Annotated in this window: 25 protein-coding genes; 22 read left to right on the top strand and 3 right to left on the bottom strand. The window is 63.4% G+C overall.

Features of this window, described 5'->3' with window-relative positions; genetic code table 11:
* Window positions 1-11: 11 nt before the first annotated feature.
* Window positions 12-2282, bottom strand: coding sequence for an ATP-dependent Clp protease ATP-binding subunit ClpA (clpA, locus tag IP89_RS19150; RefSeq protein ID WP_043311317.1), 2271 nt, complete (start codon window positions 2280-2282; stop codon window positions 12-14).
* Window positions 2283-2312: 30 nt separating this feature from the next.
* The gene (gene clpS / locus IP89_RS19145; RefSeq protein WP_043311316.1) at window positions 2313-2675 is read right to left on the bottom strand and encodes an ATP-dependent Clp protease adapter ClpS; all 363 of its coding nucleotides are present in this window, start codon (window positions 2673-2675) and stop codon (window positions 2313-2315) included.
* A gap of 229 nt (window positions 2676-2904) precedes the next feature.
* Between clpS and cspD the strand changes: the two genes are divergently transcribed.
* Window positions 2905-3168 (top strand): cold shock domain-containing protein CspD, encoded by a 264-nt coding sequence (gene cspD / locus IP89_RS19140; protein ID WP_043311314.1) that lies wholly within the window; start codon window positions 2905-2907, stop codon window positions 3166-3168.
* Between the two features lie 61 nt (window positions 3169-3229).
* Here the strand turns inward: cspD and icd are convergent, their stop codons facing one another.
* On the bottom strand, window positions 3230-4486 hold the full coding sequence (icd, locus tag IP89_RS19135; RefSeq protein WP_043311313.1) for an NADP-dependent isocitrate dehydrogenase: 1257 nt from the start codon (window positions 4484-4486) through the stop codon (window positions 3230-3232).
* 317 nt (window positions 4487-4803) lie between these two features.
* Between icd and IP89_RS19130 the strand changes: the two genes are divergently transcribed.
* From IP89_RS19130 to nuoL, 21 genes are all read left to right on the top strand, one after another.
* A complete protein-coding gene (locus tag IP89_RS19130; RefSeq protein WP_043311311.1) occupies window positions 4804-5289 on the top strand; it encodes an NUDIX hydrolase in 486 nt (161 codons plus the stop codon).
* A gap of 41 nt (window positions 5290-5330) precedes the next feature.
* Entirely contained in the window at window positions 5331-6449 is a 1119-nt protein-coding gene (mnmA, locus tag IP89_RS22835) for a tRNA 2-thiouridine(34) synthase MnmA (RefSeq protein WP_052081140.1), read from the top strand.
* Window positions 6446-7066, top strand: a complete 621-nt coding sequence (gene hflD, locus IP89_RS19120) for a high frequency lysogenization protein HflD (protein ID WP_043311310.1) — start codon at window positions 6446-6448, stop codon at window positions 7064-7066. Before mnmA ends, hflD begins: the two co-directional genes overlap by 4 nt.
* Window position 7067: 1 nt before the next feature.
* Window positions 7068-7937 (top strand): DMT family transporter, encoded by an 870-nt coding sequence (locus tag IP89_RS19115; protein ID WP_043311308.1) that lies wholly within the window; start codon window positions 7068-7070, stop codon window positions 7935-7937.
* Between the two features lie 75 nt (window positions 7938-8012).
* Complete coding sequence (gene purB, locus IP89_RS19110; RefSeq protein ID WP_043311338.1) at window positions 8013-9383, top strand: adenylosuccinate lyase; 1371 nt, start codon at window positions 8013-8015, stop codon at window positions 9381-9383.
* A 78-nt stretch (window positions 9384-9461) separates the two neighbouring features.
* On the top strand, window positions 9462-10628 hold the full coding sequence (locus IP89_RS19105; RefSeq protein WP_043311306.1) for a cupin domain-containing protein: 1167 nt from the start codon (window positions 9462-9464) through the stop codon (window positions 10626-10628).
* Window positions 10621-11046: a GNAT family N-acetyltransferase gene (locus IP89_RS19100; RefSeq protein WP_043311305.1), complete on the top strand. Its 426-nt coding sequence runs from the start codon at window positions 10621-10623 to the stop codon at window positions 11044-11046. The genes IP89_RS19105 and IP89_RS19100 overlap by 8 nt, the downstream gene beginning before the upstream one ends.
* A 9-nt stretch (window positions 11047-11055) precedes the next feature.
* A complete protein-coding gene (locus tag IP89_RS19095; RefSeq protein ID WP_043311303.1) occupies window positions 11056-11688 on the top strand; it encodes a hypothetical protein in 633 nt (210 codons plus the stop codon).
* Complete coding sequence (locus IP89_RS19090) at window positions 11685-12494, top strand: secretin N-terminal domain-containing protein (RefSeq protein ID WP_043311302.1); 810 nt, start codon at window positions 11685-11687, stop codon at window positions 12492-12494. Before IP89_RS19095 ends, IP89_RS19090 begins: the two co-directional genes overlap by 4 nt.
* A 476-nt stretch (window positions 12495-12970) precedes the next feature.
* A complete protein-coding gene (locus IP89_RS19085; protein ID WP_043311300.1) occupies window positions 12971-14566 on the top strand; it encodes an isocitrate lyase in 1596 nt (531 codons plus the stop codon).
* 506 nt (window positions 14567-15072) lie between these two features.
* Window positions 15073-15486 carry an NADH-quinone oxidoreductase subunit A gene (locus tag IP89_RS19080; RefSeq protein ID WP_021700254.1) on the top strand — a complete coding sequence of 138 codons (414 nt, stop codon included), beginning with the start codon at window positions 15073-15075 and terminating at the stop codon, window positions 15484-15486.
* Window positions 15487-15496: 10 nt separating this feature from the next.
* Window positions 15497-16174 (top strand): NADH-quinone oxidoreductase subunit B family protein, encoded by a 678-nt coding sequence (locus IP89_RS19075; protein ID WP_043311298.1) that lies wholly within the window; start codon window positions 15497-15499, stop codon window positions 16172-16174.
* A 54-nt stretch (window positions 16175-16228) separates the two neighbouring features.
* Window positions 16229-18007, top strand: a complete 1779-nt coding sequence (gene nuoC, locus IP89_RS19070) for an NADH-quinone oxidoreductase subunit C/D (RefSeq protein ID WP_043311297.1) — start codon at window positions 16229-16231, stop codon at window positions 18005-18007.
* 4 nt (window positions 18008-18011) lie between these two features.
* A complete protein-coding gene (gene nuoE / locus IP89_RS19065) occupies window positions 18012-18512 on the top strand; it encodes an NADH-quinone oxidoreductase subunit NuoE (RefSeq protein ID WP_043311295.1) in 501 nt (166 codons plus the stop codon).
* Window positions 18509-19861 (top strand): NADH-quinone oxidoreductase subunit NuoF, encoded by a 1353-nt coding sequence (nuoF, locus tag IP89_RS19060; protein ID WP_043311294.1) that lies wholly within the window; start codon window positions 18509-18511, stop codon window positions 19859-19861. Before nuoE ends, nuoF begins: the two co-directional genes overlap by 4 nt.
* Window positions 19862-19947: 86 nt before the next feature.
* Complete coding sequence (gene nuoG, locus IP89_RS19055) at window positions 19948-22656, top strand: NADH-quinone oxidoreductase subunit NuoG (RefSeq protein WP_043311292.1); 2709 nt, start codon at window positions 19948-19950, stop codon at window positions 22654-22656.
* Complete coding sequence (gene nuoH, locus IP89_RS19050; RefSeq protein ID WP_043311291.1) at window positions 22653-23645, top strand: NADH-quinone oxidoreductase subunit NuoH; 993 nt, start codon at window positions 22653-22655, stop codon at window positions 23643-23645. Before nuoG ends, nuoH begins: the two co-directional genes overlap by 4 nt.
* A gap of 13 nt (window positions 23646-23658) precedes the next feature.
* Window positions 23659-24207: an NADH-quinone oxidoreductase subunit NuoI gene (gene nuoI, locus IP89_RS19045; RefSeq protein ID WP_043311290.1), complete on the top strand. Its 549-nt coding sequence runs from the start codon at window positions 23659-23661 to the stop codon at window positions 24205-24207.
* 10 nt (window positions 24208-24217) lie between these two features.
* Window positions 24218-24727 (top strand): NADH-quinone oxidoreductase subunit J, encoded by a 510-nt coding sequence (nuoJ, locus tag IP89_RS19040; protein WP_043311288.1) that lies wholly within the window; start codon window positions 24218-24220, stop codon window positions 24725-24727.
* On the top strand, window positions 24724-25032 hold the full coding sequence (gene nuoK, locus IP89_RS19035) for an NADH-quinone oxidoreductase subunit NuoK (protein WP_043311287.1): 309 nt from the start codon (window positions 24724-24726) through the stop codon (window positions 25030-25032). Before nuoJ ends, nuoK begins: the two co-directional genes overlap by 4 nt.
* A complete protein-coding gene (gene nuoL / locus IP89_RS19030; RefSeq protein ID WP_043311285.1) occupies window positions 25029-26879 on the top strand; it encodes an NADH-quinone oxidoreductase subunit L in 1851 nt (616 codons plus the stop codon). Before nuoK ends, nuoL begins: the two co-directional genes overlap by 4 nt.
* Window positions 26880-26883: the final 4 nt, after the last annotated feature.

Genomic DNA, 26883 nt, shown 5'->3' with positions numbered 1-26883 from the left:
GCCTGCCACTATCAGGCCGGCTCAGCTGTGGTCTCGAACTCGAAGTGCAACTCGCCATTCTCGAGATCGACATGCACCAGGCCGCCATGCTCCGCCAGCTCGCCGAACAGGATCTCTTCGGCCAACGGCCGCTTGATCCGATCCTGAATCAGCCGCGCCATCGGACGCGCGCCCATCTGCACGTCGTAGCCGCGTTCCGCCAGCCAGCTGCGCGCCGCATCGCTGACATCCAGCTGCACTCGCTTGTCCTCCAGCTGCGCCTGCAGCTCGGTGAGGAACTTGTCGACGATGCTCTTGATGGTCTCGTGACTCAGGCGACCGAACTGGATGATGGTATCCAGGCGGTTGCGGAACTCCGGAGTGAAGCTCTTCTTGATCACTTCCATGGCGTCGGACGAATGGTCCTGTAGAGTGAAACCGATCGAGGCCCGCGACGCCGTTTCGGCACCCGCGTTGGTGGTCATGATCAGAATCACATTGCGGAAGTCGGCCTTGCGCCCGTTGTTGTCGGTCAGAGTGCCATGGTCCATCACCTGCAGCAGCAGGTTGAAGACCTCCGGATGCGCCTTCTCGATCTCGTCGAGCAGCAGCACGCAATGCGGCTGCTTGGTGACGGCCTCGGTCAGCAGACCACCCTGATCGAAGCCAACGTAGCCGGGCGGCGCACCGATCAGGCGCGATACGGTATGACGCTCCATGTACTCGGACATGTCAAAGCGCACCAGCTCGATGCCCATGGCCTTGGCCAGCTGACGAGCCGCCTCGGTCTTGCCGACACCGGTTGGGCCGGCAAACAGGAAGGAACCGACCGGCTTATCCGGCGCCTTGAGACCGGCACGGGAAAGCTTGATGGCGGTCGACAACGAATCGATCGCCGCATCCTGCCCGAACACGGTGAGCTTGAGATCGCGCTCCAGGTTACGCAGCAGCTCCTTGTCCGAACTGCTGACATGCTTCGGCGGAATCCGCGCGATCTTGGCGACGATATCTTCGACCTGAGCCACTTCGATGCGCTTGGCGCGCTTCTCTTCCGGCTGCAGGCGCTGATAGGCACCTGCCTCGTCGATCACATCGATGGCCTTGTCCGGCATGTGCCGATCATTGATGTAACGCGCAGCCAGCTCGGCCGCCGCACGCAGGGCCTCGTCGCTGTATTCGATATGGTGATGCTGCTCGAAACGCGCCTTGAGCCCTTTGAGGATGCCCACGGTATCCTCCACGGACGGCTCGGTGACATCGACTTTCTGGAAACGACGCGCCAGAGCGCGGTCCTTCTCGAAGATGCCGCGGAACTCCTGGAAAGTGGTGGAGCCGATGCAGCGGATCTCGCCAGAGGACAGCAGCGGCTTGAGCAGGTTGGAGGCATCCATCACGCCGCCAGACGCAGCCCCCGCACCGATGATGGTGTGGATCTCGTCAATGAACAGAATGGCGTGTGGGCGCTTGCGCAGCTCGTTGAGCAACGCCTTGAAGCGCTTCTCGAAGTCGCCACGGTATTTTGTACCGGCCAGCAGCGCACCGAGGTCGAGGGAATAGACCACGCTCTCGGACAGCAGGTCCGGCACCTGACCATCGACAATGCGCTTGGCCAGGCCTTCAGCGATGGCGGTTTTGCCGACACCAGCCTCACCCACCAGCAGCGGATTGTTCTTGCGGCGACGCGCGAGAATCTGCGCCACGCGCTCGACCTCATGCTCGCGACCGACCAGCGGGTCGATGCGACCGAGACGAGACAGCTCATTCAGGTTGCTCGCATAAGCATCCAGCGGGTTGCCAGAGGACGAGGACTCACCGCCTTCGTCGTCCTGCATCTCCTGCTCACTCTCGTGCTGATCGGTATGACCCGGCACCTTGGAGATGCCGTGGGCGATGTAATTGACCACGTCGATGCGGGCCACGCTCTGCTGCTTGAGCAGAAACACCGCCTGACTCTCCTGCTCGCTGAAGATAGCGACCAGCACGTTGGCGCCAGTCACTTCGCGCTTGCCGGAGCTCTGTACATGGAACACGGCGCGCTGCAGCACACGCTGGAAGCCCAGGGTTGGCTGGGTTTCGCGCTCTTCGTCGTGCTGAGGAATCAACGGCGTAGTGGAGTCGATGAACTCCTGCAGATCATGCCGGAGCTTGTCCAGGTTGGCGCCACAGGCGCGCAGTACGGCCGCTGCAGCCTCGTTATCCAGCAACGCAAGGAGCAGATGCTCGACCGTCATGAACTCATGGCGCTTGGCGCGTGCCTCCTTGAAGGCCAGATTGAGGGTGACTTCCAGCTCTCGATTCAACATAGCTTCACCTCTTGCCCAAGCTAGACGGCGTCAGCCGTCCTTCTCTATCTCACAGAGTAGCGGATGCTGGCTATCCCGAGCGTACTGGTTTACCTGCATCGCTTTCGTCTCTGCGATGTCGCGGGTAAACAACCCGCAAACCGCTTTTCCTTCCGTATGAACAGTAAGCATGACCTTGGTGGCCGCCTCTCGGTTCATACCAAAAAAGAGCTCTAACACTTCGACCACAAAATCCATCGGAGTGTAATCGTCGTTGAACATCAGCACCTTATACATGGGCGGAGCCTGCAGCGCGGGCTTCGCCTCCTGCACGGCCAGGCCACCTGAGTCGTCATCGTGCTCGACAGGGCGATCCTGATTGAATGTTAGTCGAATCTGGCTGCGTGAATGCATGCTGAACTAAAGCTGTAGTGACCGGTCGGAGGGTGATGCCAGTAGAGTTTGAACCACCTCTCGGGCGGTCGTCCTGGCACCTTGACTAAAGGCAAAACGGTGTTACAAACAGTGAATACCCTACTCGGGTATCGGGGTTCCGCGGCTAGCGCCCAAAGGGCCGAAGTCGGACGTGGAGCTGAAGTGGATGATACTCCAGTGATGGAGTCCTTTGCAGAGGGATGTCAGCATGCTTAGCGGTAAGGTCAAGTGGTTCAACAACGCCAAGGGCTACGGCTTCATCGTGGCCGATGGCCGAGATGAGGACCTGTTCGCCCACTACTCAGCTATCCAGATGGACGGCTATAAGACTCTCAAGGCCGGCCAAGCGGTCAAGTTCGATATTCTGCAAGGCCCCAAGGGCCTGCATGCTGTGAATATCAGCGCGGCTCTGGCACCTAGTGAAACCCCGGCGATTGCTAGCACGCCGCAAAGCACTCCAGTAGAAGCCTGAATAGAGTTCAAATGAAAAAGGCCGGTCAAGTGACCGGCCTTTTTGTTTACCACTCGTCGCCTTACATCTTGGAGATGATGGCATCACCGAACTGCGAGCAGGACAGCAGCTTGGCGCCGTCCATCAGACGCTCGAAGTCATAGGTCACGGTCTTGGCAGCGATAGCGCCGTTAGTGCCCTTGATGATCAGGTCAGCAGCTTCCAGCCAGCCCATGTGGCGCAGCATCATCTCAGCGGAGAGGATGACCGAACCCGGGTTGACCTTGTCCTGACCAGCGTACTTCGGCGCGGTGCCGTGAGTCGCTTCGAACATGGCAACGTTGTCGGACAGGTTGGCACCCGGAGCAATACCGATACCACCCACCTCGGCCGCCAGGGCGTCGGACAGGTAGTCACCGTTCAGGTTCAGGGTGGCGATCACGTCGTACTCGGCCGGACGCAGCAGGATCTGCTGCAGCATGGCGTCGGCGATAGCGTCCTTGACCACGATGTTCTTGCCGGTAACCGGGTTCTTGAACTGCATCCACGGGCCGCCATCCAGCAGCTCGGCGCCGAACTCGTCACGCGCAACTTCGTAGCCCCAATCTTTGAAGGCACCTTCGGTGAACTTCATGATGTTGCCTTTGTGCACGATGGTCAGCGACTCGCGGTCGTTGTCCACGGTGTACTGCAGGGCCTTGCGCACTAGGCGCTTGGTGCCTTCTTTGGAAACCGGCTTGACGCCGATACCGCAGTCCTGGTCGAAACGGATCTTGGTGACGCCCATTTCTTCTTTCAGGAACTTGATGACCTTGGTGGCTTCCGGCGAACCGGCCTTCCACTCGATACCGGCATAAATGTCTTCCGAGTTTTCGCGGAAGATAGTCATGTCGACGTCACCAGGACGCTTGACCGGGCTCGGTACGCCTTCGAACCAGCGCACAGGGCGTAGGCAGACGTACAGATCCAGCTCCTGACGCAGAGCCACGTTCAGGGAACGGATGCCGCCACCGACCGGAGTGGTCAGCGGGCCTTTGATGGACACGACGTAGTCGCGCACGGCCTCCAGGGTTTCTTTCGGCAGCCAGGTGTCCTGGTCGTAGACCTGGGTGGCTTTCTCGCCGGCGTAGACTTCCATCCAGGCGATCTTGCGCTCGCCGCCGTAGGCTTTTTCGACGGCAGCGTCGACGACCTTGATCATCACCGGGCTGATATCGACACCGATACCGTCACCCTCGATGAAGGGGATGATCGGATTGTTCGGTACGTTCAGGGACATGTCGGCGTTGACGGTGATCTTTTCGCCGTTCGCAGGCACCTGGATCTTCTGGTATCCCATGCTGGACTCCGTTTGTTTTCGTGGTCTGACAATCCGCCGTACTGGTGGCACGACGAACGATACTTCTGGGTCTCGGAAAGGTGCAGCATTCTTGTAGTTTTTCTACAGAAAGTCACGCACTTTTCGACATTTACTGACAGCCCAATGGCGGTCTAGACTGCTTGAATCCTGGCCCCGAGCCAAACATGTAGTCAAACTACAGATACGCTACAGAATGCTCATAAAGGGCGCTCTCAAGCCTAGCAGCTCGGCTCCAGATTGCTCTTGGACTACGGCTCCGGCCAACAGTTTGCCGCCCGCCCGCAGAGGTTTTCGCAATGCGCTTTACCCCCCATGTAACCGTCGCCACCGTGGTCGAAGACCAGGGGCGCTTCCTGCTGGTCGAAGAGCTGGCCGGCGGCCAGGCGGTATTTAACCAGCCTGCCGGCCATCTGGAAGCCGACGAAAGTCTCATCGCCGCCGCCCTGCGCGAGACGCTAGAGGAGACCGGCTGGGAGGTCGAACTGACCGCCGTCACCGGCATCTACCTCTACACCGCCCCCAGCAATGGCGTGACCTACCAGCGCGTGTGCTTCGCCGCCAAGCCGTTGCGCCACCTGCCGGATGCGCCACTGGACGACGGCATCATCGGCCCGCGCTGGTTGACCCGCGAGGAACTGGCCGCACAACCGGAACGCTGGCGCAGCGAGTTGGTGCTGCGCTGCATCGACGACTACCTGGCCGGCGAGCGCCACAGCCTCAGCCTGATCCGCGATCCGGCCGATCGCGGCCCGGCCTATTCGCCGCGCGACGCCCGGTCCTGATAGAATCGCCAACTTTCTGCAGTCACCCTTCTCGATATCTCATGCGCGAACCAGCCAATACCCGAGTGATCGTCGGCATGTCCGGCGGCGTCGACTCCTCCGTTTCCGCCCTTCTGCTGCTCGAGCAGGGCTATCAGGTGGAAGGCCTGTTCATGAAGAACTGGGAGGAGGACGACGGCACCGAATACTGCACCGCCATGGCCGACCTGGCCGACGCCCAGGCCGTGTGCGACCGCATCGGCATCAAGCTGCATACCGCCAATTTCGCCGCTGAATACTGGGACAACGTGTTCGAGCACTTCCTCGCCGAATACAAGGCCGGGCGCACGCCGAATCCGGACATCCTGTGCAACCGCGAGATCAAGTTCAAAGCCTTCCTCGACTACGCACTGAGCCTCGGCGCCGACCTGATCGCCACTGGCCACTACGTGCGCCGCCGCGATGTCGACGGCCGCAGCGAGCTGCTCAAGGGCCTCGACCCGAACAAGGACCAGAGCTACTTCCTGCACGCCGTAGGCGGCGAACAGATCGGTCGCACCCTGTTCCCGGTCGGCGAACTGGAGAAGCCGCAGGTGCGCGCCATTGCCGAGAAATACGACCTGGCCACGGCCAAGAAGAAGGACTCGACCGGCATCTGCTTTATCGGCGAGCGCCGCTTCAGCGACTTCCTCAAGCAGTATCTGCCGGCCCAGCCGGGCGATATCGAGACCACCGAAGGCGAGGTGATCGGCCGCCATGTCGGCCTGATGTACCACACCATCGGCCAGCGCCAGGGCCTGGGCATCGGCGGCATGAAGAATGCCGGTGATGAGCCCTGGTATGTGCTGCACAAGGATCTGAAGCGCAACGTGCTGATCGTCGGCCAGGGCAACGACCACCCCTGGCTGTTCTCCCGCGCCCTGCTCGCCTCGGACATCTACTGGGTCAACCCCATCGACCTGTCCAGCCCTCGCCGCCTCACCGCCAAGGTGCGCTACCGCCAGGCCGACCAGGCCTGCACCCTGGAGAAGACCGAGCACGGCTACCGCGCCGTATTCGACGAGCCGCAGCGCGCCGTCACCCCCGGCCAGTCCGTGGTGTTCTACGACGGCGAAATCTGCCTCGGCGGCGGCGCGATCGAAGTAGCCGAGCCCTGCGCAGAAGGAGCCCCGAGCGCATGAGCCCGAACCAGGAACAGCTGATCGCCCTCTCCGCCGTATTCCAGGCCGCCAGCCTGGTCGACAAACTGGCCCGCACCGGCCAGATCAGCGATGCCCAGCTCGGCTGCCTGCTCGGCAGCCTGCTGGTACGCGACCCGAAGAACACGCTGGAAGTCTACGGCGGTGACGACCTCAACCTGCGCGAGGGCTACAAGGCCCTGGTCAGCACCCTGGAGCGTAACCCGACCAGCCTGCAGCGCGAGCCGCTGCGCTACGCCCTGGCCCTGCTCGGCCTGGAGCGCCAACTGGCCAAGCGCGACGACATGCTGCAAGTGATCGGCACTCGCCTGGACCAGATCCAGAACCAGGTCGAACACTTCGGCCCGACCCATGACAACGTGATCGCCGCCTGCGGTGGCCTGTATCAGGACACCATCAGCACCTTCCGCCAGCGCATTCAGGTGCATGGCGACATGCGTTTCCTGCAGCAGCCGGCCGTCGCCTCCAAAGTGCGCGCCCTGCTGCTCACCGGCATCCGCTCGGCGCGCCTGTGGCGCCAGCTCGGCGGCCATCGCTGGCAGCTGGTGTTCAGCCGCGGCAAGCTGCTCAAGGAACTCTATCCGCTGCTGCGGAGCTGAGGTGAGCATCCCCAGCCGCAGCGTGAAGCCGGTACAGGGCGCCCTCCTCCTGGCGCTCTCCGCCCTGCTCTTCTCGCTGATGGCCGCAGGTATTCGCGAGGTCTCCGGCGGCGTCAACAACGAGTCGGTGGTGTTCTTCCGCAGCCTGGTCGGCGTGCTGTTCTTCCTCCCCCTGTTTCTGCTCAAGGGCATCCGCCCACTCAAGACCGGGCGCCTGAAGGCCCACCTGTGGCGCACCACCTATGGCCTGCTGGCCATGTACTGCTTCTTCTACGCCATCGCCCATCTGCCGCTGGCCGACGCCATGCTCTTCACCTATTCAGCGCCGGTCTTCACCCCCGTGCTGGCCTGGTGGCTGCTCAAGGAGCCGCTGACCAAGCGCATGCTGATCACCACCATCATCGGTCTGATCGGCGTGCTGATGGTGGCCAAGCCCAGCGAGGCCCTGCTCGACACCCAGGCCCTGATCGGCCTGGCGGCCAGCATCCTGGCCGCCTTCGCCTTCGTCTCCATTCGCGAGATGAGCGATACCGAGCCGGCCTTCCGCATCGTCTTCTACTTCTCGCTGTTCAGCACGCTGTTCGCCGCCGTGCCGCTGAGCTGGGCCTGGCAGCCACTGAGCCAGCATCAGCTCGGCCTGCTGCTGGTGATCGGCCTGCTCGCCACCGTCAGCCAGATCGTCATGTCCAAGGCCTACAGCCTGGCGCCACCTGGGCTGATCGGCCCCTTCGCCTATCTGGCCATCGTCTTTGCCGGGATCATCGCCTGGCTGCGCTGGGGCGAAGTGCCGGACACGCCGTCGCTGATCGGCGCCGCGCTGATCTTCGCCTCCAGCCTGCTGGCCATCGCCCGCCGACCAAGCGCGCGCTAGCCGAGCGGGCGACCAGGGCGATTTCGTGTATGATGTGCGCCCTTTTCGTTGACCGACCTGTCCGAGAACGCCTCCATGCAGCTCTCCTCGCTCACCGCGGTTTCCCCCGTCGATGGCCGCTACGCCGGCAAAACCAGCTCCCTGCGCCCGATCTTCAGCGAATACGGCCTGATCCGTTTCCGCGTGATGGTCGAAGTCCGCTGGCTGCAACGCCTGGCCGCCCATGAAGGCGTCGCCGAAGTGGCGCCCTTCTCCGCCGAAGCCAACGCCCTGCTCGACGAGCTGGCCGAGAACTTCGCCATCGAACACGCCGAGCGCGTGAAAGAGATCGAGCGCACCACCAACCACGACGTCAAAGCCGTGGAGTACCTGCTCAAGGAGCAGGCCGCCAAGCTGCCGGAACTGGCCGCGGTCAGCGAATTCATTCACTTCGCCTGCACCAGCGAGGACATCAACAACCTGTCCCACGCCCTGATGCTGCGTGAAGGCCGCGACACCGTGCTGCTGCCGCTGATGAAGCAGATCGCTAGCGCCATCCGCGAGCTGGCCGTCAAGTTCGCCGGCGTGCCGATGCTGTCGCGCACCCATGGCCAGCCGGCTTCGCCGACCACCCTCGGCAAGGAACTGGCCAACGTCGTCTACCGCCTGGAGCGCCAGATCGCCCAGGTAGCCGCCGTACCGCTGCTGGGCAAGATCAACGGCGCCGTAGGCAACTACAACGCCCACCTGTCCGCCTACCCGCAGATCGACTGGGAGGCCAACGCCAAGCAGTTCATCGAGGGCGATCTGGGCCTGCAGTTCAACCCCTACACCACCCAGATTGAGCCGCACGACTATATCGCCGAGCTGTTCGACGCCATCGCCCGCTTCAACACCATCCTCATCGACTTCGACCGCGACGTCTGGGGCTACATCTCCCTCGGCTACTTCAAACAGAAGACCGTGGCCGGCGAAATCGGCTCCTCGACCATGCCGCACAAGGTCAACCCGATCGACTTCGAGAACTCCGAAGGCAACCTGGGCATCGCCAACGCGATCTTCCAGCACCTGGCCAGCAAGCTGCCGATCTCCCGCTGGCAGCGCGACCTGACCGACTCCACCGTGCTGCGTAACCTCGGTGTCGGCTTCGCCCACAGCGTCATCGCCTACGAAGCCAGCCTCAAGGGCATCGGCAAGCTGGAGCTGAACGAAGCGCGTATCGCCGCCGACCTGGACGCCTGCTGGGAAGTCCTCGCCGAGCCGATCCAGACCGTGATGCGCCGCTACGCCATCGAGAACCCCTACGAGAAGCTCAAGGAGCTGACCCGCGGCAAGGGCATCACCCCGGAGGCGCTGCTCGCCTTCATCGATGGCCTGGACATGCCGGCCGCCGCCAAGGAGGAGCTCAAGCAGCTCACCCCGGCGAGCTACATCGGCAACGCCGTCGCCCAGGCCAAGCGCATCTGAGCGCCACCAGCCTCCTCAACGCCCGGCTGAGCCGGGCGTTTTTGTTTTAGCCATTTCATCTCTTTCAAGGGCTTAGCCATGAATCCTGATACTCCTCTGCAGCTGCTGGGCGGCCTCACCCCTCGCGAGTTCCTGCGCGACTACTGGCAACAGAAGCCCCTGCTGGTCCGTCAGGCCATCCCCGGCTTCGAAAGCCCGATCAGCGCCGACGAACTGGCCGGCCTGGCCCTGGAAGAGGAAGTCGAGTCGCGCCTGGTGCTGGAGCACGGCGCGCACCCGTGGGAGCTGCGCCGCGGTCCGTTCGCCGAGGACGCCTTCAGCCAGCTGCCGGAGCGCGACTGGACCCTGCTGGTGCAGGCCGTCGACCAGTTCGTGCCGGAAGTGGCCGAAGTGCTCAAGGACTTCGGTTTCCTGCCCAGCTGGCGTATCGATGACCTGATGATCAGCTTCGCCGCACCTGGCGGCAGCGTCGGCCCGCACTTCGACAACTACGACGTGTTCCTGCTGCAGGCCGAAGGCCAGCGCCGCTGGAAGATCGGCCAGATGTGCGATGCCGACAGCAAGCTGCTGCAGCACGCCGACCTGCGCATCCTGGCTGACTTCGAGCAGACCGACGAGTGGGTGCTGGAGCCGGGCGACATGCTCTACCTGCCGCCGCGCCTGGCCCACTACGGCATCGCCGAAGACGACTGCATGACCTACTCGGTCGGCTTCCGCGCGCCGAGCGCCGCCGAAGTGCTGACCCACTTCACCGACTTCCTCGCCCAGTTCCTGCCGGACGAAGAGCGCTACAGCGACGCCGGCATGGCGCCGGTCAGCGACCCGCACCAGATCCAGCAGGAAGCCCTCGACCGCCTCAAGGCGCTGCTGACCGAGCACATGAGCGACGAACGCCTGCTGCTCACTTGGTTCGGCCAGTTCATGACCGAGCCGCGCTACCCCGAGCTGGTCAATGGCCCGGAGATCGACGAGGAAGACTTCCTCGCCGCCCTGCAGGACGGCGCCGTACTGGTGCGCAACCCCAGCGCCCGCCTGGCCTGGAGCGAAGTGGATGTCGGCCTGGTGCTGTTCGCCAGCGGCCAGAGCCGCCTGCTGCCGGCGCACCTCAAGGAGCTGCTGCGCCTGGTCTGCGCCGCCGAAGCCCTGCACAGCGACAACCTGGCGCCTTGGTTGGCCGACGAGGACGGGCGTACACTGGTGAAAGAACTGGTCCAGCAAGGAAGTTTGGAGTTTGCTGATGAGTGATATCCACGTCCGTCTCGCCCACTGGCAGAAGGACAACGCCGACCTGCGGCGCATCCGCGAGGCGGTGTTCATCGCCGAACAGGCCGTGCCGGCCGAGCTCGAGTGGGATGACGAGGACAGCGAGGCCGTGCACTTCCTCGCCTGCGAGGGTGACTACCCGATCGGCACCGCCCGCCTGCTGGCGGACGGCCAGATCGGTCGCGTTTCGGTACTCAAGGACTGGCGCGGCCTCAAGGTTGGTGACGCACTGATGCGCGCCGCCATCGAAGCCGCCGAGCAGCGTGGCCAGCGCGAGCAGAAGCTCAGCGCCCAGGTCCACGCCGCTGCCTTCTACGAGCGCCTGGGCTTCAGCATCGAAGGTGACGAATATCTCGAAGCTGGCATCCCCCACGTGATGATGGTGCGCCATAGCGACTAGGATCCAAGCATGAGCGAAGAAAACGCCCCGATCGACGAGAACGAGCCAGAGCTTCCGGCTATCGATTTCCAGTCGCCGGGGCGTTTTTCCGTGCACAACCCGGACACCTTTCCGGCGCTGACCACGGAGGCACGCGAGCCCGCGCCCTTCCTGCTCGGCCAGCACCCGCACCTCGAACGCTTCAGCCGCCCGGAACAGGCCCAGGCTCACGCCCTGGCCCTGCTGTTGCAGGCACGCCAGAGCCTGAGCCTGTACAGCCCGGACCTGGAAGCCTGGCTCTACAGCCACAGCAGCGTGCAGGAGGCGTGCACACGCTTCCTGTTGGCCAGCCCGAAGAATCACCTGCGCATCCTCGTGCGCGATGTCGGCAAGCCGGTGCGCCAGGGCCATCGCCTGCTCAACCTGGCGCAGCGCATCACCAGCAACCTGCATATCCGCAGGATCAACCCCGATCACCCCAGCGACGAAAGCGCCTACCTGCTGGTCGACGACCGTGGCCTACTGCTGCGCGAGGCGCCGGAGCAGTACGCCGGCGATGCGCTGTACAACGATCCCGGCCGCGTGCGCCAGCGCCAGGCGCAGTTCGACCAGGCCTGGAACATCAGTATTTCCGACCCCGATCTGCGGAGCTTCCTGCTATGAACCTGCGTGCCTGCCTGCTCGCCCTGTTGTTCGGCTTCAGCCTGCCGCTGCAGGCCGCCACCGAGCTGATCCAGCTCAACTACCGGATGGCCGACGAGGTCTTGCCTCTGGTGCAGACCGCGCTCGATGGCCAAGGCAAGGCCAGCGCCTATGGCAATCAGCTGATGATCAACGCCTCGCCCGACAAGATCGCCGAGATCCGCGACCTGCTCGGCCAGCTCGACCAGGCGCCACGCCGCCTGTTGATCAGCGTCGACACCAGCGAGCAGAGCCTGGACAGCGGCAGCGGCTACCGGGTTGACGGCAGCATCAGCGCTGGCGACGCCGAAGTGATTGCCGGCCGCGGCGAGGTCAACGGGCGTGACCAAGTGCGCATCATCCGCCGCTCCACCAACAGCCGCGGCGGCGGCACCCAGCAGGTACAGGCGACCGAGGGCTATCCGGCACTGATCCAGGTCGGCCAGAGCGTGCCGGTGACCAGCACCAGTGTCGGCCCCTATGGCCAGGTCTACCAGAACACCCAGTACCGCGATGTGAACCAGGGCTTCTACGTCACCGCCACCCTCAGCGGCGATGTCGTCCACCTCAACATCAGCAGCAACAACGACAGGGTCAACCGCTCCCGCCCTGACGTGATCGACACCCAGAGCACCGATACCCGTGTCAGCGGCCGGATCGGCGAATGGATCCCCCTGGGCGGCGTCAGCCAGCAAAACCAGAGCAACGACTCCGGCTTCGCTCGCCGCTATTCCACCCAGGGCGCGAACGACATGAGCCTGCGCATCAAGGTCGACGCGCTCGACTAAGGTCTAGCCCGCGACCATGTAGTCAAAGAAAAAAAGCACTACAAAATCGTTGACGAACGCCCGTTTGAAAGCGCATGATGGCGCCGCTCCCGCTAGCCAGAGGTCCTGTTTCAGGGCCTCCAGATCGACTCCGTAACACCATTCGGATCGATCCGTGTTCTAACAGCCCACAAGGCGTTTCAACGAGGTTGCGACTGGAACGAAAGTTGTCCTGAGGGACGGGGAAGCCTTAGCGTTATTAGCCAGACCGCCAGACCAGATCCGTATAGCCCAACGGCATCCACGAGCCGGCAAGCTGCGAACCTGCCTCTTCGGACTGACTCGTTTCGTCCTCTCCTCCTCTCCGCAACACTCTCGTCCTCGTCAATATCTCGAAGTCCGCCCTGTGTCGCCCGCAACACTGCAAGCTTTGTTTGCACGTTGGTTTTGGGTGGGAAGTCGGTGCTCAACCAAACTCATACTTTGAAGGATTGACCATGTCAGCTTATCAAAACGACATCAAAGCCGTTGCCGCCCTGAAAGAAGCCGCAGGCAGCAGCTGGAGCGCGATCAACCCGGAATACGTTGCTCGTATGCGCGCCCAGAACCGCTTCAAGACCGGTCTGGAAATCGCTCAGTTCACCGCTGACATCATGCGCAAAGACATGGCCGAGTACGACGCCGACTCGTCCGTCTACACCCAGTCCCTGGGCTGCTGGCACGGCTTCATCGGTCAGCAGAAGCTGATCTCGATCAAGAAGCACCTGAAGACCACCAACAAGCGCTACCTGTACCTGTCCGGCTGGATGGTTGCTGCCCTGCGCTCCGACTTCGGCCCGCTGCCGGACCAGTCCATGCACGAGAAAACCTCGGTTGCTGGCCTGATCGAAGAGCTGTACACCTTCCTGCGCCAGGCTGACGCCCGCGAACTGGACCTGCTGTTCACCGCTCTGGACGCCGCCCGCGCTGCTGGCGACAACGCCAAAGCCGCTGAAATCCAGGCTCAGATCGACAACCACGAAACTCACGTTGTCCCGATCATCGCCGACATCGACGCTGGTTTCGGTAACGCCGAAGCTACCTACCTGCTGGCCAAGAAAATGATCGAAGCTGGTGCTTGCTGCATCCAGATCGAGAACCAGGTTTCCGACGAGAAGCAGTGCGGCCACCAAGACGGTAAAGTGACCGTTCCGCACATCGACTTCCTGGCCAAGATCAATGCCGTTCGCTACGCGTTCCTGGAGCTGGGCATCGACAACGGCGTGATCGTTGCTCGTACCGACTCCCTGGGCGCCGGTCTGACCAAGCAGATCGCCGTGACCAACGAGCCGGGCGACCTGGGCGACCAGTACAACTCCTTCCTGGATTGCGAAGAAGTTTCCGCTGCCGACCTGGGCAACGGCGACGTCGTGATCAACCGTGGCGGCAAGCTGCTGCGTCCGAAGCGCCTGGCTTCCAACCTGTTCCAGTTCCGCGCTGGCACCGGCGAAGCTCGTTGCGTACTGGACAGCATCACCTCGCTGCAGAACGGCGCTGACATGCTGTGGATCGAAACCGAGAAACCGCACGTTGGTCAGATCAAAGGCATGGTTGACGAGATCCGCAAGGTCATCCCGAACGCCAAGCTGGTCTACAACAACAGCCCGTCCTTCAACTGGACCCTGAACTTCCGTCAGCAAGCGTTCGACGCTTTCGCTGCCGAAGGCAAAGACGTTTCCGCCTACGACCGCGCCAAACTGATGAGCGCCGAGTACGACGAAACCGAACTGGCCCAGGTTGCCGACGAGAAGATCCGTACCTTCCAGCGCGACGCCTCCGCTCAGGCTGGTATCTTCCACCACCTGATCACCCTGCCGACCTACCACACCGCCGCCCTGTCCACCGACAACCTGGCCAAAGGTTACTTCGCAGACCAAGGCATGCTGGCCTACGTGAAAGGCGTTCAGCGTCAGGAGATCCGTCAAGGCATCGCCTGCGTTAAGCACCAGAACATGTCCGGCTCCGACATCGGCGACGCTCACAAAGAGTACTTCGCTGGTGACGCCGCTCTGAAAGCTGGCGGTAAAGACAACACCATGAACCAGTTCCACTAATAGGAACCGGCTCCGCGGCCTAGGCCGTAGGTGTTATCACGGGAAGCCCCGGCAGAAATGCCGGGGCTTCTTCGTTTCTGCTCCGAAAACAGGCGAGATCCTCACGGAAGCGCCGTGAATCCAAATAAAAACCAGCCTTACTGCGACACTCTTTTCACCCGCCAGAACAGAACTTTCGAGTCACAAATAAGAACATGGTGCATTTCGAGCGCCATCTGCCGGAAATGTTGTAAATAATCCCCGACAGGCACTTTCGAAAAGGCGTCATTTTCGGCGCAAATAGCCATGCGACCAAAGCCGTAGATAATCGCGCAGCCCACGCGGCTAGCGGGCTCCCAGCATCTGTCCACAAAACTGCGCGCATTCTGCGTGCATTTTTTTATTCGGAAAAATTTACTTAGGGAGCTATGCGAGCATAAAATTGCCGCCACTACTCTGCAGGGCAACCCCACCAGGTTGCTCTACCATTATTAAAAAGCCGCCCCCTTTCCCCAAGGAGCACCGGCATGCCTGATGCGGTAACGACCATGTCCCATAACTGGGCTTTTGCTGTATTCCTGCTCGGAGTGTTCGGGCTCATCGCCTTTATGCTTGGCCTGTCCAGCCTGCTCGGCAGCAAGGCCTGGGGCCGCAGTAAGAACGATCCCTTCGAGTCGGGCATGCTACCGGTCGGCAGCGCGCGCCTGCGTCTGTCTGCGAAGTTCTATCTGGTCGCGATGCTCTTCGTGATCTTCGACGTTGAAGCCCTCTTTCTCTTCGCTTGGGCAGTCTCGGTACGCGAAAGCGGCTGGGCCGGCCTGATCGAAGCTACAGTTTTCATAGCAATTCTGTTGGCTGGTCTTGTCTATCTTTGGCGTATAGGCGCGCTCGACTGGGCGCCCGAAGGCCGTCGTAATCGGCAGGCGAAGCTAAAACAATGAGGCTTTGGCGATGCAATACAAACTTACACGGATCGATCCGGACGCTCCCAACGAGCAGTACCCGATCGGCTCGCGGGAGACCGTAGCCGATCCACTGCTTGAGGATGAGGTCCACAAGAACATCTTCATGGGCAAACTCGAAGATGTTCTCAACGGTGCGGTGAACTGGGGTCGCAAGAACTCCCTGTGGCCGTACAACTTCGGCCTGTCCTGCTGCTATGTGGAAATGACCACGGCCTTCACCGCGCCGCACGACATTGCTCGTTTCGGCGCTGAAGTCATTCGTGCGTCACCGCGTCAGGCTGACTTCATGGTCATCGCCGGCACCTGCTTCATCAAGATGGCGCCGGTCATTCAGCGCCTCTACGAGCAGATGCTGGAACCCAAGTGGGTGATCTCCATGGGGTCGTGTGCCAACTCCGGCGGCATGTACGACATCTATTCGGTGGTTCAGGGGGTCGACAAGTTCCTCCCCGTGGACGTCTACATTCCTGGCTGCCCGCCCCGTCCCGAGGCATTCCTGCAAGGCCTGATGCTGTTGCAGGAGTCCATCGGACAGGAGCGCCGCCCGCTTTCCTGGGTCGTCGGCGATCAAGGCATCTACCGTGCCGAAATGCCGTCGCAGAAGGAACAGCGCCGCGAGCAGCGTATCGCTGTTACCAACCTGCGCAGCCCCGACGAAGTGTGAGCCGACCCCTGGCCCGCTCACTGACGCCGAATACCGCCGATAGCGACTAAAGACATGACTGACAGCATTCTGTCCGTTCCACCGTACAAGGCCGACGACCAGGACGTGGTGGTTGAGCTGAACTCCCGTTTTGGTGCCGAGACCTTCACGGTCCAGAGCACCCGTACCGGCATGCCGGTGCTGTGGGTCGCCCGTGATCGACTGATCAACGTGCTGACCTTCCTGCGCAACCTGCCGCGCCCCTACGTCATGCTGTACGACCTGCATGGCGTCGACGAGCGCCTGCGCACCCAGCGCCGCGGCCTGCCGGGCGCCGACTTCACAGTGTTCTACCACCTGATGTCGGTCGAGCGTAACAGCGACATCATGATCAAGGTCGCCCTCAAAGAAGGCGATCTCAACGTCCCCACCGTCACCGGTATCTGGCCCAACGCCAACTGGTACGAGCGTGAGGTCTGGGACCTGTACGGCATCACCTTCCAGGGCCACCCGCACCTGACCCGCATCATGATGCCGCCGACCTGGGAAGGTCACCCACTGCGCAAGGACTATCCGGCGCGCGCCACCGAATTCGATCCGTTCAGCCTGACCCTGGCCAAGCAGCAGCTGGAAGAAGAAGCCGCGCGCTTCAAGCCGGAAGACTGGGGCATGAAGCGCCACGGCGAGCACGAGGACTACATGTTCCTCAACCTCGGCCCGAACCACCCGTCTGCACACGGTGCGTTCCGCATCATCCTGCAGCTGGACGGTGAAGAGATCATCGACTGCGTCCCGGACATCGGCTACCACCACCGTGGCGCCGAGAAAATGGCCGAGCGCCAGTCCTGGCACAGCTTCATTCCCTACACCGACCGTATCGACTACCTCGGCGGGGTGATGAACAACCTGCCCTACGTGCTGTCGGTCGAGAAGCTCGCCGGGATCAAGGTGCCGGACCGCGTCGACTTCATTCGCGTGATGCTCGCCGAGTTCTTCCGCATCACCAGCCACCTGCTGTTCCTGGGTACCTATATCCAGGACGTCGGCGCCATGACCCCGGTGTTCTTCACCTTCACCGACCGCCAGCGCGCCTACAAGGTGATCGAGGCCATCACCGGCTTCCGCCTGCACCCGGCCTGGTACCGCATCGGCGGCGTCGCCCACGACCTGCCGCGCGGCTGGGACAAACTGGTCAAGGAATTCGTCGACTGGCTGCCCAAGCGCCTCGACGAGTACACCAAGGCCGCGCTGAAGAACAGCATCCTGATCGGTCGTACCAAGGGCGTGGCCCAGTACAACACCAAGGAAGCCCTGGAATGGGGTGTCACCGGCGCCGGCCTGCGTTCCACCGGCCTCGACTTCGACCTGCGTAAAGCGCGCCCGTACTCCGGCTACGAGAACTTCGAGTTCGAAGTGCCGCTGGCCCATAACGGCGACGCCTACGACCGCTGCATGGTCCGCGTCGAGGAGATGCGCCAGAGCATCCGCATCATCGACCAGTGCCTGCGCAACATGCCGGAAGGCCCGTACAAGGCGGATCACCCGCTGACCACGCCGCCGCCGAAAGAGCGCACCCTGCAGCACATCGAGACCCTGATTACCCACTTCCTGCAAGTCTCGTGGGGCCCGGTCATGCCGGCCAACGAAAGCTTCCAGATGATCGAGGCGACCAAGGGCATCAACAGCTATTACCTGACGAGCGACGGCAGCACCATGAGCTACCGCACGCGCATCCGGACGCCCAGCTTCCCGCACCTGCAGCAGATCCCTTCGGTGATCCGCGGCAGCATGATCGCGGACCTGATCGCCTACCTGGGTAGCATCGACTTCGTTATGGCCGACGTGGACCGTTAATCACATGAGCCAGACTGACCTGATCCAAACCGACCGCTTCGAACTCAGCCAGGCCGAGTACGATGCCATCGAACATGAAATGCACCACTACGAGGACCCGCGCGCGGCGTCCATCGAAGCCCTGAAGATCGTGCAGAAGCAGCGCGGCTGGGTGCCGGACGGCGCCATCTACGCCATCGCCGACATCCTCGGCATCCCTGCCAGCGACGTCGAGGGTGTGGCCACCTTCTACAGCCAGATCTTCCGCGTGCCGGTCGGCCGCCACGTGATCCGCGTGTGCGACAGCATGACCTGCTTCATCGGCGGCCACGAGAACCTGCTCGGCAGCCTCAAGGACAAGCTCGGCATCGTCCCCGGCCAGACCACCGCCGACGGCCGCTTCACCCTGCTGCCAGTGTGCTGCCTGGGGAACTGCGACAAGGCCCCGGCCGTGATGATCGACGACGACACCTACGGCAACCTCGATGCCAACGGCATCGCCCAGTTGCTGGAGTCCTACGCATGAAGACTCTCACCTCCATCGGCCCGATAAACAGCATCGCCCGCACCGAGGAAACCCATCCGCTGACCTGGCGCCTGCGCGACGACGCCCAGCCGGTATGGCTGGAGGAATACCAGGCGAAGAACGGCTACGCCGCCGCGCGCAAGGCCCTGAGCGAAATGGCTCAGGCCGACATCGTGCAGACGGTCAAGGACTCCGGCCTCAAGGGCCGCGGCGGTGCGGGCTTCCCCACTGGCGTGAAGTGGGGCCTGATGCCGGCCGACGAATCCATGAACATCCGCTACCTGCTGTGCAACGCGGACGAAATGGAGCCGAACACCTGGAAGGACCGCATGCTCATGGAGCAGCTGCCGCACCTGCTGGTGGAAGGCATGCTGATCTCCGCGCGCGCGCTCAAGGCCTACCGCGGCTACATCTTCCTGCGTGGCGAGTACGTCGACGCGGCAGCCAATCTGAATCGCGCCATCGATGAAGCCAAGGCCGCCGGCCTGCTGGGCAAGAACATCCTCGGCAGCGGCTTCGACTTCGAGCTGTTCGTCCACACCGGCGCCGGCCGCTACATCTGCGGTGAAGAAACCGCGCTGATCAACTCCCTGGAAGGTCGCCGCGCCAACCCGCGTTCCAAGCCGCCCTTCCCCGCCGCTGTCGGCGTGTGGGGCAAGCCGACCTGCGTGAACAACGTCGAGACCCTGTGCAACGTGCCGGCGATCGTCGCCAACGGCGTGGACTGGTACAAGACCCTGGCCCGTCCGGGCAGCGAAGACATGGGCACCAAGCTCATGGGCTTCTCCGGCAAGGTGAAGAACCCCGGTCTGTGGGAGCTGCCGTTCGGCATCCCGGCCCGCGAGCTTTTCGAGGACTACGCCGGCGGCATGCGTGACGGCTACAAGCTGAAATGCTGGCAGCCCGGCGGTGCCGGCACCGGTTTCCTGCTGCCCGAGCACCTGGACGCGGCCATGTTCGCCGGCGGCATTGCCAAGGTCGGCACCCGTATGGGGACCGGTCTGGCCCTGGCCGTGGACGACTCGGTCAACATGGTCTCGCTGCTGCGCAACATGGAAGAGTTCTTCGCCCGCGAATCGTGCGGCTGGTGTACTCCGTGCCGCGACGGCCTGCCGTGGAGCGTGAAGATCCTCCGCGCCCTGGAACGCAAGCAAGGCACCCAGCAGGACATCGATACCCTGCTCGGCCTGGTCAACTTCCTCGGCCCCGGCAAGACCTTCTGCGCCCATGCACCGGGCGCCGTCGAACCGCTGGGTAGTGCGATCAAGTATTTCCGTCCGGAGTTCGAGGCTGGCGTATCCAGCTCGGCCATTCCGGCACCGGCCGCCGCGCAGTTCGCGCCGGCCTGACGTATTCGCCTCGCGGCCAAGGCCGCGAAGCAACCGTGATTCCATTAGCCAAGCCTGCTTCGGCGGGTAAAGAAGAAACCTGAACCATGGCCACTATCCACGTAGACGGCAAAGATTTCGAAGTCGATGGGGCGGACAACCTGCTGCAGGCCTGTCTCTCCCTCGGGCTCGACATCCCCTACTTCTGCTGGCACCCGGCGCTCGGTAGCGTCGGCGCCTGCCGCCAATGCGCGGTGAAGCAGTACACCGATGAAAACGACAAGCGCGGCCGCATCGTCATGTCCTGCATGACGCCAGCGACCGACAACACCTGGATCAGCATCGACGACGAAGAGTCCAAGGCGTTCCGCGCCAGCGTCGTCGAGTGGCTGATGACCAACCACCCGCACGACTGCCCGGTGTGCGAGGAAGGCGGTCACTGCCACCTGCAGGACATGACGGTGATGACCGGCCACAACCAGCGCCGGTACCGCTTCACCAAGCGCACCCACCAGAACCAGCAGCTCGGCCCGTTCATCTCCCACGAGATGAACCGCTGCATCGCCTGCTATCGCTGCGTGCGCTACTACAAGGACTATGCCGGCGGCACCGACCTGGGCGTCTACGGCGCGCACGACAACGTGTACTTCGGCCGCGTCGAAGACGGCGTGCTGGAGAGCGAGTTCTCCGGCAACCTCACCGAGGTCTGCCCGACTGGTGTGTTCACCGACAAGACCCACTCCGAGCGCTATAACCGCAAGTGGGACATGCAGTTCGCCCCGAGCATCTGCCATGGTTGCTCCAGCGGCTGCAACATCAGCCCCGGTGAGCGCTACGGCGAGATCCGCCGCATCGAGAACCGCTTCAACGGCTCGGTGAACCACTACTTCCTGTGCGACCGCGGCCGCTTCGGCTACGGCTACACCAACCGCGAAGACCGCCCGCGCCAGCCGCTGTTCGGCGAGGCCAAACTGGGCATCGACGCTGCGCTGGACAAGGCCGCCGAGCTGCTCAAGGGCAAGCGCGTGATCGGCATCGGTTCGCCACGCGCCAGCCTGGAAGGCAACTACGCCCTGCGCGAGCTGGTCGGCGAAGCCAACTTCTACAGCGGCATCGGCGCTACCGAACTGGCCAACATCCGCCTGATCCGCGACGTGCTGCAAAACGGCCCGCTGCCGGTGCCGTCGCTGCGCGAGATCGAAGACCACGACGCCGTGTTCGTCCTCGGTGAAGACCTGACCCAGACCGCCGCGCGCGTCGCCCTGGCCCTGCGCCAGTCGGTCAAGGGCAAGGCCACCGAAATCGCCGCCTCGATGAAGATCCAGGACTGGCACATGGCCGCCGTACAGAACGTGGCCCAGGACGCCCTGCATCCGCTGTTCATCGCCAGCGTCGACGCCACTCGCCTCGACGACGTTGCCGAAGCCTGCGTGCATGCCGCTCCGGCTGACCTGGCGCGCATCGGCTTCGCCGTGGCCCACGCCATCGACCCGAGCGCCCCGGCCGTCACCGGCCTGGACGACGAGGCCGCCGAGCTGGTGCAACTGATCGCCGACGCCCTGCTGGCCGGCAAGCGCCCGCTGATCGTCAGTGGCGCCTCGCTGGGTGAGAAGAGCATCGTCGAGGCCGCGGCGAACATCGCCCAGGCCCTGAAGAACCGCGAGAAGAACGCCTCCATCAGCCTGGTAGTGCCGGAAGCCAACAGCATGGGCCTGGCCCTGTTTGGTGGTGAATCGGTAGACGCCGCGCTGGAAGCGCTGACCGCAGGCCAAGCCGACGCCGTGATCGTGCTGGAAAACGACCTGTACCGCCGCGCCGACGCTGCCAAGGTCGATGCCGCCCTGGCCGCCGCCAAGGCGGTGATCGTCGCCGACCACCAGCAAACCGCTACCACCGCCAAGGCCAATCTGGTGCTGTCCGCCGCCAGCTTCGCCGAAGGCGATGGCACCCTGGTCAGCCAGGAAGGCCGCGCCCAGCGCTTCTTCCAGGTATTCGAGCCGAGCTACTACGACAGCAACATCCTGGTCCGCGAAGGCTGGCGCTGGATGCATGCGCTGCACAGCACCCTGCAGGGCAAGGCCGTGGACTGGACCCAACTGGACCAGGTCACCGCAGCCGTCGCCGCCAGCAGCTCCGTACTGGCCGCGATCACGGACGCCGCGCCAAGCGCCTCATTCCGCATCAAGGGTATGAAGCTTGCGCGTGAACCGCTGCGTTACAGCGGCCGCACAGCCATGCGCGCCAACATCAGCGTGCACGAGCCGCGTCAGCCGCAGGACCAGGACTCCGCCTTCGCCTTCTCCATGGAAGGTTATTCGGGCAGCAAGGAAGACCGTCAGCAGATTCCGTTCGCCTGGTCGCCGGGCTGGAACTCGCCGCAGGCCTGGAACAAGTTCCAGGACGAAGTCGGTGGCCATCTGCGCGCCGGTGACCCGGGCGTGCGTCTGATCGAGTCGCAGGGCAAGACCCTGGCCTGGTTCGCCGTGCCGGGCGCCTTCGCTCCGGCCCAGGGCACCTGGCAGGTCGTGCCATTCCACCACCTGTTCGGCAGCGAGGAGAACTCCTCCCGCGCCGCGCCGGTGCAGGAGCGCATCCAGCCCGCCTACGTCGCCCTGGCCAAGGCCGAGGCCGATCGTCTGGGCGTCAACGACGGCGCGCTGATCAGCCTGACCGTCGCCGGCCAGGCCCTGCGCCTGCCGGTGAAAGTCAGCGAAGACCTGGCCCTGGGCCTGGTCGGCCTGCCGGCCGGCTTCGCCGGCATTCCGGCGGCCATCGCCGGCGCCATTGCAACCGGACTGCAGGAGGCCGCGCAATGAGCTGGCTGACGCCCGAACTGCTCGACGTCTTCATCGCCGTCCTCAAGGCCATCGTCATCCTGCTGGTGGTGGTGGTCTGTGGCGCGCTGCTGAGCTTCGTCGAACGCCGTCTGCTGGGCTGGTGGCAGGACCGTTACGGTCCGAACCGCGTAGGCCCGTTCGGCATGTTCCAGATCGCTGCGGACATGCTGAAGATGTTCTTCAAGGAAGACTGGACGCCGCCGTTCGCCGACAAGTTCATCTTCATGATCGCGCCGATGATCGCCTTCGCCGCCATGCTGATGGCCTTCGCCATCATCCCGGTCACCCCGACCTGGGGTGTGGCGGACCTCAACATCGGCATCCTGTTCTTCTTCGCCATGGCCGGTCTGTCGGTGTACGCCGTACTGTTCGCCGGCTGGTCGAGCAACAACAAGTTCGCCCTGCTCGGCAGCCTGCGTGCCTCGGCCCAGACCATCTCCTACGAGGTGTTCCTGGCCCTGGCGCTGATGGGCATCGTCGCCCAGGTCGGCTCGTTCAACATGCGCGACATCGTCGACTACCAGGCCGAAAACCTGTGGTTCATCATTCCGCAGTTCTTCGGCTTCTGTACCTTCTTCATCGCCGGCGTCGCCGTGACCCACCGTCACCCGTTCGACCAACCGGAAGCGGAGCAGGAGCTGGCCGACGGTTACCACATCGAATATGCCGGCATGAAATGGGGCATGTTCTTCGTCGGCGAATACATCGGCATCGTGACCATCTCAGCCCTGCTGGTGACCCTGTTCTTCGGCGGCTGGCACGGGCCGTTCGGCATCCTGCCGCAGATCCCGTTCATCTGGTTCGCCCTGAAGACCTGCTTCTTCATCATGATCTTCATTCTGCTGCGCGCGTCGATTCCGCGCCCGCGGTATGACCAGGTCATGGCGTTCAGCTGGAAGTTCTGCCTGCCGCTGACTCTGATCAACCTGCTGGTGACCGGCGCGCTCGTGCTGGCCTCGGCCCAGTAAGGAGAAACACGCAATGCTCAAGTACATATGGGATGTGGTGCACGGCACCTGGACCCAGCTGCGCAGCCTGGTGATGGTCTTCGGCCATGGCTTCCGCAAGCGCGACACCCTGCAATACCCGGAAGAACCGGTTTACCTGCCGCCGCGCTACCGTGGCCGCATCGTCCTGACCCGCGACCCCGACGGCGAGGAGCGCTGTGTAGCGTGCAACCTGTGCGCCGTGGCCTGCCCGGTCGGCTGCATCTCGCTGCAGAAGGCCGAGACCGACGACGGTCGCTGGTACCCGGAGTTCTTCCGCATCAACTTCTCCCGCTGCATCTTCTGCGGCCTGTGCGAGGAAGCCTGCCCGACCACCGCGATCCAGCTCACCCCGGATTTCGAGATGGGCGAGTACAAGCGCCAGGACCTGGTGTACGAGAAGGAAGACCTGCTGATCAGCGGCCCCGGCAAGAACCCGGACTACAACTTCTACCGCGTCGCCGGCATGGCCATCGCCGGCAAGCCGAAAGGCGCCGCGCAGAACGAGGCCGAACCGATCAACGTCAAAGGCCTGCTGCCCTAAGGAGGGGATGATGGAATTTGCTTTCTACCTCGCCGCGGGCGTTGCCGTGGCTTCTACAGTGATGGTCATCACCGGGACCAACCCGGTGCATGCCCTGCTCAACCTGATCGTCTCGCTGCTGGCCGTGGCCTCGACCTTCTTCGCTCTGGGTGCGCCGTTCGCCGGCGCCCTGGAGATCATCGTCTACGCCGGCGCCATCATGGTGCTGTTCGTCTTCGTGGTGATGATGCTCAACCTCGGCCCGGCTGCCGCCGAGCAGGAGAAACAATGGCTGAAACCCGGCATCTGGACCGGTCCGGCCATTCTCTCCCTGCTGCTGCTGGGCCAGCTGTTGTATGCCCTGTTCGCCAGCCCGAGCGGCGCCGCCATCGGTCTTGAGACCGTGGACGCCAAGGCCGTTGGCATCAGCCTGTTCGGCCCCTACCTGCTGGTAGTCGAGCTTGCCTCCATGCTGCTGCTCGCCGCCCTGGTCGCCGCCTACCACCTGGGCCGCCACGAAGCCAAGGAGCCGACCGTATGAATGCCGTTCCTCTGGAACACGGCCTGGCCCTCGCCGCCGTGCTGTTCAGCCTGGGCCTGATCGGCCTGATGGTGCGCCGTAACATCCTCTTCGTGCTGATGAGCCTGGAAGTGATGATGAACGCCACCGCCCTCGCCTTCGTCGTCGCCGGCAGCCGCTGGGTACAAGCCGACGGCCAGGTGATGTTCATTCTGGTGATCACCCTGGCAGCCGCCGAGGCCAGTATCGGCCTGGCGATCCTGCTGCAGCTGTATCGCCGCTTCAACACCCTCGATGTCGACGCTGCCAGCGAGATGCGCGGATGAACCTTCTATTCCTCACCCTTCTCTTCCCGCTGCTCGGCTGGTTCCTGCTGGCCTTCTCACGCGGACGACTCTCGGAAAACACCGCTGCCGTGATCGGCGTCGGCTCGGTCGGCCTGGCCGCACTGAGCGCCGCCTGGGTCGTATTCCAGTTCCTCGGCAACACACCGGCGGGCGGTGTATACACCCAGACGCTGTGGCAATGGATGAACGTTGAAGGCCTGGCGCCGAGCTTCACCCTGCACCTGGATGGCCTGTCGGCCACCATGCTCGGCGTGGTCACCGGTGTCGGCTTCCTGATCCACCTGTTCGCCAGCTGGTATATGCGCGGTGAAGAGGGCTACTCGCGCTTCTTCGCCTACACTAACCTGTTCATCTTCAGCATGTTGCTGCTGGTTCTCGGCGACAACCTGCTGGTGCTGTTCTTCGGCTGGGAAGGCGTGGGCCTGTGCTCGTACCTGCTGATCGGCTTCTACTACAAGCACGTGCCCAACGGTAACGCGGCGCTGAAAGCGTTCATCGTCACCCGTATCGGTGACGTGTTCCTGATGATCGGTCTGTTCCTGCTGTTCCTCAACCTCGGCACCCTGAATATCCAGGAGCTGATGGTGCTGGCACCGCAGAAGTACGTGGCCGGTGATACCTGGCTGTGGGTCGCCACCCTGATGCTGCTCGGCGGCGCCGTGGGCAAATCCGCCCAGCTGCCGCTGCAGACCTGGCTGGCCGACGCGATGGCGGGCCCGACTCCGGTTTCCGCACTGATCCACGCCGCCACCATGGTGACCGCGGGCGTGTACCTGATCGCCCGTACCCACGGCCTGTTCCTGCTGACCCCGGAGATTCTCGAGCTGGTCGGCATCGTCGGCGCCGTGACCCTGGTGCTGGCCGGCTTCGCCGCCCTGGTGCAGACCGACATCAAGCGTATCCTCGCCTACTCGACCATGAGCCAGATCGGCTACATGTTCCTCGCCCTCGGCGTGCAGGCCTGGGACGCGGCGATCTTCCACCTGATGACCCACGCCTTCTTCAAGGCCCTGCTGTTCCTCGCTTCCGGTGCGGTGATCCACGCCTGCCACCACGAGCAGAACATCTTCAAGATGGGCGGTCTGTGGAAGAAGCTGCCGCTGGCCTACGCCAGCTTCATCGTCGGCGGCGCGGCCCTGGCGGCGCTGCCGCTGGTCACCGCGGGCTTCTACTCGAAGGACGAGATTCTCTGGGAAGCCTTCGCCAGCGGTCACAGTGAGCTGCTGTACGCAGGTCTGGCCGGTGCCTTCCTGACCTCGATCTACACCTTCCGCCTGATCTTCATCGCCTTCCACGGCGAGCAGAAGACCGAGGCCCATGCCGGTCACGGCATCGCCCACAACCTGCCGCTGGCCACCCTGATCGTGCTGTCGACCTTCGTCGGCGCGCTGATCACCCCGCCGCTGCACGGTGTGCTGCCGCAGAGCATCGGCCATGCCGGTGGTGAGGCCAAGCACGGTCTGGAGATCGCCTCGGGCGCCATCGCCCTGGCCGGTATCCTCCTCGCCGCCCTGCTGTTCCTCGGCCAGCGCCGCTTCGCCAGCGCCGTTGCCGCCAGCGCGCCGGGCCGCTTCCTGTCGGCCTGGTGGTTCGCCGCCTGGGGCTTCGACTGGCTCTACGACAAGGTTTTCGTGCAGCCCTACCTGCTGATCTGCCGTCTGCTCGGGCGTGACCCGATAGACCAGAGCATCGGCCTGGTGCCGCGTCTGGCCCGTGGCGGCAACGCCGTGCTGGCCCGCGCCCAGACCGGCCAGGTGCGCTGGTACGCCGCCTCCATCGCCGGGGGCGCGGTGTTCGTGCTCGCCGTCCTCCTGTTTCTGAATTAAGGAA

The sequence above is a fragment of the Pseudomonas sp. ML96 genome (assembly GCF_000761545.1).
Classification (GTDB): domain Bacteria; phylum Pseudomonadota; class Gammaproteobacteria; order Pseudomonadales; family Pseudomonadaceae; genus Aquipseudomonas.
This window is presented reverse-complemented; position numbering and strand designations above follow the sequence as displayed.

Excerpts from the sequence above, each read along its gene's own strand:
- nuoJ (WP_043311288.1), top strand. The coding sequence starts at position 24,218 with ATGGAATTTGCTTTCTACCTCGCCGCGGGCGTTGCCGTGGCTTCTACA.
- mnmA (WP_052081140.1), top strand. The coding sequence starts at position 5,331 with ATGCGCGAACCAGCCAATACCCGAGTGATCGTCGGCATGTCCGGCGGC.
- nuoK (WP_043311287.1), top strand. The coding sequence starts at position 24,724 with ATGAATGCCGTTCCTCTGGAACACGGCCTGGCCCTCGCCGCCGTGCTG.
- IP89_RS19130 (WP_043311311.1), top strand. The coding sequence starts at position 4,804 with ATGCGCTTTACCCCCCATGTAACCGTCGCCACCGTGGTCGAAGACCAG.
- nuoF (WP_043311294.1), top strand. The coding sequence starts at position 18,509 with ATGAAGACTCTCACCTCCATCGGCCCGATAAACAGCATCGCCCGCACC.
- nuoI (WP_043311290.1), top strand. The coding sequence starts at position 23,659 with ATGCTCAAGTACATATGGGATGTGGTGCACGGCACCTGGACCCAGCTG.
- purB (WP_043311338.1), top strand. The coding sequence starts at position 8,013 with ATGCAGCTCTCCTCGCTCACCGCGGTTTCCCCCGTCGATGGCCGCTAC.
- nuoH (WP_043311291.1), top strand. The coding sequence starts at position 22,653 with ATGAGCTGGCTGACGCCCGAACTGCTCGACGTCTTCATCGCCGTCCTC.
- IP89_RS19080 (WP_021700254.1), top strand. The coding sequence starts at position 15,073 with ATGCCTGATGCGGTAACGACCATGTCCCATAACTGGGCTTTTGCTGTA.
- nuoL (WP_043311285.1), top strand. The coding sequence starts at position 25,029 with ATGAACCTTCTATTCCTCACCCTTCTCTTCCCGCTGCTCGGCTGGTTC.
- IP89_RS19105 (WP_043311306.1), top strand. The coding sequence starts at position 9,462 with ATGAATCCTGATACTCCTCTGCAGCTGCTGGGCGGCCTCACCCCTCGC.
- clpS (WP_043311316.1), bottom strand. The coding sequence starts at position 2,675 with ATGCATTCACGCAGCCAGATTCGACTAACATTCAATCAGGATCGCCCT.
- hflD (WP_043311310.1), top strand. The coding sequence starts at position 6,446 with ATGAGCCCGAACCAGGAACAGCTGATCGCCCTCTCCGCCGTATTCCAG.
- IP89_RS19085 (WP_043311300.1), top strand. The coding sequence starts at position 12,971 with ATGTCAGCTTATCAAAACGACATCAAAGCCGTTGCCGCCCTGAAAGAA.
- IP89_RS19095 (WP_043311303.1), top strand. The coding sequence starts at position 11,056 with ATGAGCGAAGAAAACGCCCCGATCGACGAGAACGAGCCAGAGCTTCCG.
- icd (WP_043311313.1), bottom strand. The coding sequence starts at position 4,486 with ATGGGATACCAGAAGATCCAGGTGCCTGCGAACGGCGAAAAGATCACC.
- clpA (WP_043311317.1), bottom strand. The coding sequence starts at position 2,282 with ATGTTGAATCGAGAGCTGGAAGTCACCCTCAATCTGGCCTTCAAGGAG.
- cspD (WP_043311314.1), top strand. The coding sequence starts at position 2,905 with ATGCTTAGCGGTAAGGTCAAGTGGTTCAACAACGCCAAGGGCTACGGC.
- nuoE (WP_043311295.1), top strand. The coding sequence starts at position 18,012 with ATGAGCCAGACTGACCTGATCCAAACCGACCGCTTCGAACTCAGCCAG.
- IP89_RS19075 (WP_043311298.1), top strand. The coding sequence starts at position 15,497 with ATGCAATACAAACTTACACGGATCGATCCGGACGCTCCCAACGAGCAG.
- IP89_RS19090 (WP_043311302.1), top strand. The coding sequence starts at position 11,685 with ATGAACCTGCGTGCCTGCCTGCTCGCCCTGTTGTTCGGCTTCAGCCTG.
- IP89_RS19100 (WP_043311305.1), top strand. The coding sequence starts at position 10,621 with ATGAGTGATATCCACGTCCGTCTCGCCCACTGGCAGAAGGACAACGCC.
- nuoC (WP_043311297.1), top strand. The coding sequence starts at position 16,229 with ATGACTGACAGCATTCTGTCCGTTCCACCGTACAAGGCCGACGACCAG.
- nuoG (WP_043311292.1), top strand. The coding sequence starts at position 19,948 with ATGGCCACTATCCACGTAGACGGCAAAGATTTCGAAGTCGATGGGGCG.